The organism is Chamaesiphon sp. GL140_3_metabinner_50, assembly GCF_025361915.1.
In the GTDB taxonomy this organism is placed as follows: Bacteria; Cyanobacteriota; Cyanobacteriia; order Cyanobacteriales; family Chamaesiphonaceae; genus Chamaesiphon.
Genome location: NZ_JANYJC010000021.1, coordinates 1 through 8,167, shown reverse-complemented (window position 1 = coordinate 8,167; position 8,167 = coordinate 1). Strand labels below are relative to the sequence as shown.

Here is an 8,167-nt window from a genome sequence, read left to right as displayed (position 1 = left end):
GATGCGAATTTCGATCGAGCGCGGGAGGGATTGCGAATTATTGAAGAATGGTGCAGGTTTGCGCTCAACAATAGCGCGCTGGCAAGTGAATGCAAGCAAATGCGGCAAGAATTGGGGATGTGGCATACGCCAGAAATTCGCTCCGCACGGGACACTTCCGGGGATATCGGTACCGCACTGAGTCATCCGCGCGAAGAACAGCGTACGGGAATCGAGCAACTGCTCCAAGCCAATCTGTGTCGGGTACAAGAAGCATTGCGAGTACTCGAAGAATATGGCAAACTCTACTCGCTCAACCTTAGTAGCGGCTGCAAGCAGATGCGCTATCGGGTATACACCTTAGAAAGTAACTTACTTGCCTACCGCCGTCGCCAACTGCTGACGAATGCTAAATTATACCTAGTTACATCTCCCAGTCCAGATTTACTCCCCCGCGTCGAAGCCGCACTACAGGGGGGCTTGACTTTAGTTCAATATCGTGATAAGCAAGCCAATGATACCGATCGATTGGAGATCGCGCGGCAAATGTGTCAACTCTGTCATAATTATGGGGCGTTATTCATTCTCAACGATCGAGTAGATCTGGCTCTAGCTGTCGATGCAGATGGGGTGCATTTGGGTCAGCAAGACGTGTCGATCGCGCTGGCTAGGCAAATCCTCGGATCGCAGCGAATCGTCGGTAAATCGACCACTAACCCCTCAGAAATGGCTCAAGCAATTAAAGAAGGTGCCGACTATATCGGCGTTGGGCCAGTTTATGAAACGCCAACGAAAGCGGGTAAGCCAGCAGCCGGATTAGAATACGTCCAACATGCTGCCAAAAATGCTACCGTGCCGTGGTTTGCGATCGGCGGCATCGATAATACTAACATCGATGATGTCCTCCAAGCTGGCGCACCCGCAATCGCGATCGTCCGGGCGATTATGAATTCCGATACTCCCACTCAAGCGGTACAATCTTGTCTGGCAATCTTAAATCGAGTTCCACAGTTAGGTAGTAGGGGTTAGGTATTAGGTATTAAGTTTTAGGTTTATGATGGAATCGATCGAATTACAAGTAAATGGTGAAGTTCGTACCTGTTTGCCGCAGACAAGTCTACCCCAACTACTCGCAGAAATGGGGCTAAATCCTCGGCTCTTGGCGGTAGAATATAATGGAGAAATTTTGCATCGTCAGTTTTGGGATGAGACAGAAATTAAAACTAACGATCGATTAGAAATTGTGACGATCGTTGGTGGGGGCTAGACTTTAGGCTCTAGGTTTTCAGTGTGCCTACGGCAGGCTACGCCAACTGCTGTAGCTCACTGTCCGGTTTTAGGTTTTAGGATATCGATCTTTGGGGTATATTCAAGATGCAACATTCGATCGATACTTCTGGTCTTTATGAATCCCAACACCGATAAAAATGTACTTGGTACCGAACTTCAGATTTGCTGTACGTCCCCGATGACGGGATTTTTTCGGACTGGTATCTGTGTAACTGGCCCTCAAGATCGTGGTACGCATGTAGTTTGCGCGCAGATGACGACGGAATTTTTGACATTTACCAAGTCCGAAGGTAACGATTTGAGTACGCCCGTTCCCGGCTCTAGCTTTCCTGGCTTGAATCCCGGTGATAAATGGTGTTTGTGTGCATCGCGGTGGAAACAAGCTCTAGACGCTGGTGTCGCTCCACCTGTAGACTTAATGGCAACCCATGAGGCTGCGCTTAAATTTGTCTCTTTAGCAGATATCCAACAACATACAATTTCTCTATGAGCGGTGATGTACCTGTCGAAGTCGCGATCGCAATCTTACCTTACGAGGGCAAATTTTTAATGCAATTGCGAGATAATATTCCCACCATTCTTTATCCAGGTTTGTGGGGTTTATTTGGCGGACATATCGAAGCTGGGGAAACTCCAGAAATTGCGGTAGTGCGGGAAGTTTTGGAGGAGATTGGTTATCGAATTGAAAAGCCTCAAAAGTTTGGCTGCTATAATGACGATCGGGTTATCAGGCATGTTTTTTATGCGCCGCTGACTGTCAGTATCGATAAATTGATACTGGGTGAAGGTTGGGATTTTGGATTCATTTCACCAGCTCAAATCGAAGCGGGTTTTGCTTATTCGGCAATAGCTGGGGAAGAACGTCCCTTAGGTGCGGTACATCAACAAATTACGATCGATTTTATGGAATGGTGGGGTTAAATCGAGTCAAAATCACCGCATGAGCATCATTCTAGTGCCTTGGTTTTGGTAATGACGATCGCGATGACAATTGTTGCTAATAAAGTTGCTACTGGCATTCCGCACACTAACAGCAGATAAATGAATAGCAAGACTGGATATTGTGATAATAATACTGCTACTGACAAAGAGCGATCGCGTGCGTGTAATGAATTAATGCGTGGGTACCAAGACTGGATGAGTTTTAACAGTGGAAAGCTACCAACGAAGAAAGCTAGGCTAGCTGAAAACAGTAACAGCCATTCATCAGCGAAATAGACTCCCAGGTATGAGTAATGATTCAGGCGAGATCCGATTATTACCAATCCAGCCGAACCGATTGCAGGTAAAATCGTACATAGTAAGATTGGTTGAATTCTAAATACAATAATCGCTAAGGTTGAGCATAGATATAATAATCCGACGAGTGCGAACGCGACTAGATCCCACAGCCAAGCATTTGGAGCCACGGATGCAATTTTAAATATTGAAATAGAATGTAGAGGTAATGCTAAAAATACGACCCAATAGATTAAGATCGGCACGCCTAGCAGCTTCCCCAGCAATATTTCTAGTGGCTTGGCTGGTGAGAGATTGACAAGATTGAGAGTGCCATTACGCATCTCGCGAGCAAAATCGCGAGCAATAAAATAGGTACCACCAATTGCCATCGTCAGCCACAGTTCGCGACCGAGTAATTCGCAAACTGGTACCCACCACTCAGGCGTAAAGCACGAATAGTTTCTACCGTAACTCAAGAACAGATCGGGTATAAATAATGCAGCTACTTGGATAAAGATCGAAATGACAGTTGCAATTGTCAGATTCATACCATTAAGGCGACAATTTAGCTCCCGCATCAAATGGGGATTCCAGTCACCAATTCGATCTAAAATTCGCGCTAACAGCATCAATTTGTGGTTAAATCTAGGCGCGGATTAAACGATTCTAAATCGCGTAATTTTTGGTACAGTTCGCGTTCGGCTGGGGCAGGGTTTTTAGGCACGACAATTTGAATTTCGAGTAATTGATCGCCTCGTTTGCCATCATCGCCGGGAAACCCTTTCCCCGCCAGTCGGAGTTTTTGTCCGGTTGCGACACTTTGAGGAAGGCTGATTTTTACCAATCCATCGAGTGTCGGTACTTCCACAAAACCGCCTAATACTGCTTCGGCGGGAGTGACAGGAAGTTGACAATAAACATTAATTCCTTCGAGTCTAAAAAACTGGTGCGGTGCAACATTTATCTTGAGATAAAGATCGCCACCTGCGATGCCTTGTCCCCGCAGGCGAATTTTTTGCCCTGGAATCATGCCGGGGGGCATATCTACTTCTAAAGAACGTCCGTCTTCTTGAATGGTAATTCGTTCGCTTCCGCCTAAATAGGCTTTATCGAGGGGGAGGGTAAGTTCGGCTTCGAGATTTTTAGGGCGAGTTGGCGGTGGCGAATCGGAGAATGTGCTGCGTTCTGGGCGTTCTGGGCGTTCTGATGTTTGGGTGCTACGGGGGGTACGTCGTTCGGGATCGCGGTCGGCACGGGCGGTTTGAGGGTTCGTTTTAGACGATTCGCTGCTATAATTAGCACTACTAGCTTCTTTTTTCCTACCTAATAAGCGATCGATAAAGGTGTTAAAATCATCGCTAAAATCATCTTCATCCGATCGATCTCTGGGTGGGTTATTATTAGCAGTTGTGGGTTTAGTCCGATTTTTGCGCCAAAATCCAGTAAATTTATCATACTGCGATCGCTTGGATCGATCGGATAAAATTTCGTAGGCTTCGCTGATATCTTTAAATTTATCTTCAGCACTTTTATCCCCCGGATTGAGATCCGGATGGTATTTCCGCGCCAGTTGTCGAAATGACTGTTTGATCTCATCAGCGGAAGCATCCCGCTTCACACCCAATAGCTCGTAATAATTGCGAATGTCTTGCATGGAAGGCTTTGGGCTTTAGGTATTAAGTAAGGGAATAGGGGATAGGGGATAGGGGATAGAAAGTAGAATTTTCACTGTCGTTAGAGATATGGGGTAGTAGTTAGTAATTAGGGTTGCTACTAAAGCGGAAAATCCAATAACATCTTTACCTTAAAGCCTAACCTCTATATTCACTATCCACTATCCCCTATTCCCTATCCCCTAATTTAATACCATTCATCGTCATCATCCCAATCATCGCCGATGGGTTTGGGGTTAGATTGGGGGGGACGACTGGGATTGTTATTGCTGCCTGACGAACGCCGAGTGTCGTTACGAGCTGATGAGTCGTCAGCATTGCGAGGATTGCGCGGTGCGGGTAGATTCATCGAGCGGCTATCTGGTGGATTGGAGCTGCTGCGGGGCGAATTTTGACCGCTGCGGGAGTCGCCCGTGCGACGAGATGTGGGAGGATTGCGCTCTTCATCCCAGCGATTCTGGCGAGAATCTTGGGGTGCGTCGTCTAGATAGTCATCATCCTGGCGGGGGCGCGATCGATCTGGGTTATTATTGGGCGGACGACGGGGATTATCATCGCGGCGAGAGTTTGAGGTATTACTATTATCGTCGCGACGAGTGGGATAGCGATCGTCGCGAGTATAGCGTTCGTCATTACTATTATCGCGGTATGGCGATCGGGTCGAATCATTATTATCACGCGGATTGCTGCGGCTATCGCGATTGCGATTTTGGGAATTATCGTTATAGGGATCTCTTTGGGGATTATTATAATCGCGATCGCGCGATGCATCTCTGGGATAATCGTAATTTTGGGGGGGTAGTGCGCCGCGATTAGGATAAGACTGGGGGTAATCGTTGGGGCGATTATCGTAATAAGGATCGCGGGGATTGCCGTAAGGATTATAAACATCGCGGTTATTATAGTCGCGATAATTATAGTCATCATCGTCGCCGACAAAGATATCTTTGAGCGTACCGAGAATGCCTTTATCTTCTTCTTCGGTCAGTGTTTTCACCTGACGGCTAAAATCGTAGAGCGCGTCATCGAGTTCGTTTTTAATTTCGTCGATTAAGCGTTCGTCGCCATCGGCGAGAGCTTCGCGAATTTCTCTGACTAATCCTTCAATTTGTTTGCGTTGCGCGTTAGCAAATTGCATTCCAAATTCTAGGGCAACTTCTCGTAATTGGCGTTCGGCTTGATAAGATATCGCCTCGGCGCGGTTGCGCTTGTCGATTTTTTCGCGTTTTTGTTTATCGCTAGCTGCAAATTGGGTTGCTTCGTCAATCATCCGTTGGACTTCCATTTCGCCCAAAGTCGAAGCACCCTGAATCGTCACCGTTTGTTCCCGTCCGGTCGTCCGATCCATCGCGGTTACTTGCAGGATACCATTAGCATCGACATCTAACGAAACTTGCACTTGAGGAATTCCTTTCGGTGCGGGGGGAATTCCGGTTAGTTTAAATCTACCCAGAGATTTATTATCGGCTGCCATTTCGCGTTCGCCTTGTACGACATGGACTTCTACCATCGTTTGGTTATTTTCGGATGTTGAAAATATATCCGACTTCCGCACGGGAATCGTCGTATTGCGCGGAATCAGTTTTTTCATCACCCCGCCGATAGTTTCCAATCCTAACGAGAGCGGCGTGACATCGAGCAGCAAAATATCTTTAACTTCGCCAGAAAGTACTCCAGCCTGAATCGCCGCACCCACGGCTACCACTTCATCGGGATTAACATTCTGATTGGGACGTTTATTAATAAAACTCCGCACCAATTCCTGCACCGCCGGAATCCGTGTCGAACCGCCGACTAATACCACCTCGTCGATATCATAAGCCGTCAGTTTAGCATCGTTCATCGCCCGTTTGACAGGCCCGCGCAGCCGACTAATTAAATCTCCACACAACTCCTCAAATTGAGCGCGAGTCAGCCGCGTTTCGATGTGCTTGGGGCCATCTGCGGTCGCCGTAATAAAGGGTAAATTGATATCGGTGACCATCACCCCAGAAAGTTCGATTTTAGCCTTCTCAGCCGCTTCTGTCAGCCGCTGGAGCGATTGCCGTTCCTTCCGCAGGTCGATATTTTCTGCCGCTAAAAATTGCTCTGCCAACCAATCGACGATTTTGCGATCGAAATCTACGCCGCCCAATTGGGTATCGCCGCTGGTAGACTTAACCTGAAACACGCCATCGCCGACTTCTAATACCGATACGTCAAATGTACCGCCGCCTAAGTCAAAGGCTAAAATAGTCTCGCTGCGCCGTTTATCTAACCCATAGGCCAAAGATGCCGCCGTCGGCTCGTTTAAAATCCGCAGGACTTCCAATCCCGCAATTTTCCCCGCCGTTTTCGTCGCTTGGCGTTGGGAATCGTTAAAATAAGCAGGTACGGTAATTACTGCACCAGTCACGGCTTCACCGAGATATCTACTGGCTTCATCGGCTAGTTTTTGCAAAATCATCGCCGAAATTTCTTCCGGTGCGTATTCTCGATTTTGCTTGGGGCACTTGATTTTGATACCGCCGTCTTCATCCTTGCGGATGGTGTAAGGAACTTGCTTCGATTGAGGGCTGAGTTCGGCATATTTGCGCCCCATAAAGCGTTTGACCCCATAAAAGGTATTCTGAGGGTTTAGCTCTGTTTGCCGCCGCGCCATTTGCCCGACTAGGCGTTCGCCGTCTTTGCTAAAGCCAACGACGGAGGGTGTGGTACGCATACCTTCTGCATTGGCAATTACCACTGGTTTCCCACCTTCCATGACGGCTACCACTGAATTGGTGGTACCCAGGTCGATGCCTACTACTTTACCCATCCGCTGTTTCCCTTTGTATGACTAAATTTGTCACAAATATTGGTCTTATTTTATCCGATCGATCCCCCCTTCGGGTGGGGATAGCACTACTAAGAGAGAGGGGAGATGGGAGCTGGGAGCTGGGAGATGATGATATGTGGTTTAGTTGTAAGCGGACGCAATCATCCTGAAACCTAAGCCCTCAATCCCTAGTACCTAATCTCTGCACCGTAATTTCTCCCATCTCTCTTGAAAAGGTGCTTCACTTGGGGGAACCCCAAGAACGCACTTTTCGCTCCCATCTCCCAACTCCCAACTATGAATTTAGCAGAACAAGTCCAAAAATTAATCGACGGTGCGCCAGATGTTGAGAGTCGCATGAGCGTAATGGCGATCGCGCCAATCTTACAACAGGTAGCGGCAACTTTACCCCAGACGACATATTATATCTGTCAAAGTCAGGAGGGTGAATCGGTAATTACCACCCTACGACACAATCGCCAACCCAATCTAGAAATTAAAGTTATTTACGCATTTCTGAGATCTGAGGATATTAGTAACTTCGATGGCGGCTCTTTAGTGACTCAATCAGCCGTAGAAGTTCCTGTAATTCAGTTACTATTTTACCTCCTAGCTATCCCAGAGATCGATCGCGTGGTATTTCTCAACAACTCTAAAAATTTAGATATCGGCAAAGAGATCTCGCGTCAGAGTTTAGAAGATTCGATTGCTCAACAACTCCAGCCAGATTCTAAATCTTCATTACCACCAGATGTTTGTTGATATAAATTAAAATACTTCCAAACAACATAATTAGAATCTCAACCCGATCCTTGAAACTTTTCGTGATGAACAATCGTAAAAGATATTTAATTATTGCGACAATCTCAATCTGGCTGTTGTCAGCTAGTATAGCTCGATCGGCACCAGCTAATCCTAAAGTCATTCATCTTTTGAATCGGCTAAGTTTGGGCATCGGTGCTGGCGATATCGATCGAGTCCAGAGCCTCGGCATCGATAAATACATCCAACAGCAACTCAACCCAGATACGATCGCCGAGCCAGCTATTTTAAACGATAAATTAGCTAAATTAGAGACAATTAACCTTTCGCCAGCCGAGCTATTTCAGAGATATAATCCCAACCGCCAAGCTAACAGGAAACAGCCAGCACAAGAAATTAAAAAAGTTCAGCAGCAACAAGCAAAGCAAGTCACTAATGAAGCGAT

General features: G+C 46.8%; 9 protein-coding genes. 6 read left to right on the top strand and 3 right to left on the bottom strand.

The window, feature by feature from the left end; all coding sequences use genetic code 11:
• The 4 genes from Q0R35_RS00975 to Q0R35_RS00960 form a co-directional block, all read left to right on the top strand.
• On the top strand, positions 1-1,008 hold a 1,008-nt coding region (locus Q0R35_RS00975; RefSeq protein WP_295613559.1), incomplete at its 5' end, for a thiamine phosphate synthase.
• 25 nt (positions 1,009-1,033) lie between these two features.
• Positions 1,034-1,246, top strand: coding sequence for a sulfur carrier protein ThiS (gene thiS, locus Q0R35_RS00970; protein ID WP_295613557.1), 213 nt, complete (start codon positions 1,034-1,036; stop codon positions 1,244-1,246).
• Between the two features lie 138 nt (positions 1,247-1,384).
• Complete coding sequence (locus Q0R35_RS00965; protein ID WP_295613555.1) at positions 1,385-1,759, top strand: DUF2237 domain-containing protein; 375 nt, start codon at positions 1,385-1,387, stop codon at positions 1,757-1,759.
• A complete protein-coding gene (locus Q0R35_RS00960; protein ID WP_295613553.1) occupies positions 1,756-2,190 on the top strand; it encodes an NUDIX hydrolase in 435 nt (144 codons plus the stop codon). Before Q0R35_RS00965 ends, Q0R35_RS00960 begins: the two co-directional genes overlap by 4 nt.
• Before the next feature lie 26 nt (positions 2,191-2,216).
• On the opposite strand, the gene Q0R35_RS00955 is transcribed toward Q0R35_RS00960, so the two are convergent.
• From Q0R35_RS00955 to dnaK, 3 genes are all read right to left on the bottom strand, one after another.
• Positions 2,217-3,119 carry a hypothetical protein gene (locus Q0R35_RS00955; RefSeq protein ID WP_295613551.1) on the bottom strand — a complete coding sequence of 301 codons (903 nt, stop codon included), beginning with the start codon at positions 3,117-3,119 and terminating at the stop codon, positions 2,217-2,219.
• On the bottom strand, positions 3,119-4,144 hold the full coding sequence (locus Q0R35_RS00950) for a J domain-containing protein (protein ID WP_295613549.1): 1,026 nt from the start codon (positions 4,142-4,144) through the stop codon (positions 3,119-3,121). The genes Q0R35_RS00955 and Q0R35_RS00950 overlap by 1 nt, the downstream gene beginning before the upstream one ends.
• Positions 4,145-4,350: 206 nt before the next feature.
• Complete coding sequence (gene dnaK, locus Q0R35_RS00945; RefSeq protein ID WP_295613547.1) at positions 4,351-6,960, bottom strand: molecular chaperone DnaK; 2,610 nt, start codon at positions 6,958-6,960, stop codon at positions 4,351-4,353.
• A 297-nt stretch (positions 6,961-7,257) separates the two neighbouring features.
• Between dnaK and Q0R35_RS00940 the strand changes: the two genes are divergently transcribed.
• Together Q0R35_RS00940 and Q0R35_RS00935 are read left to right on the top strand one after the other, a co-directional pair.
• Positions 7,258-7,722 carry a hypothetical protein gene (locus Q0R35_RS00940; protein ID WP_295613545.1) on the top strand — a complete coding sequence of 155 codons (465 nt, stop codon included), beginning with the start codon at positions 7,258-7,260 and terminating at the stop codon, positions 7,720-7,722.
• Positions 7,723-7,787: 65 nt separating this feature from the next.
• A partial coding sequence (locus Q0R35_RS00935; protein ID WP_295613543.1) for a DUF1800 family protein occupies positions 7,788-8,167 on the top strand: 380 nt, incomplete at its 3' end.

Excerpts from the sequence above, each read along its gene's own strand:
- Q0R35_RS00965 (WP_295613555.1), top strand. The coding sequence starts at position 1,385 with ATGAATCCCAACACCGATAAAAATGTACTTGGTACCGAACTTCAGATT.
- Q0R35_RS00940 (WP_295613545.1), top strand. The coding sequence starts at position 7,258 with ATGAATTTAGCAGAACAAGTCCAAAAATTAATCGACGGTGCGCCAGAT.
- Q0R35_RS00950 (WP_295613549.1), bottom strand. The coding sequence starts at position 4,144 with ATGCAAGACATTCGCAATTATTACGAGCTATTGGGTGTGAAGCGGGAT.
- Q0R35_RS00960 (WP_295613553.1), top strand. The coding sequence starts at position 1,756 with ATGAGCGGTGATGTACCTGTCGAAGTCGCGATCGCAATCTTACCTTAC.
- thiS (WP_295613557.1), top strand. The coding sequence starts at position 1,034 with ATGATGGAATCGATCGAATTACAAGTAAATGGTGAAGTTCGTACCTGT.
- dnaK (WP_295613547.1), bottom strand. The coding sequence starts at position 6,960 with ATGGGTAAAGTAGTAGGCATCGACCTGGGTACCACCAATTCAGTGGTA.
- Q0R35_RS00955 (WP_295613551.1), bottom strand. The coding sequence starts at position 3,119 with ATGCTGTTAGCGCGAATTTTAGATCGAATTGGTGACTGGAATCCCCAT.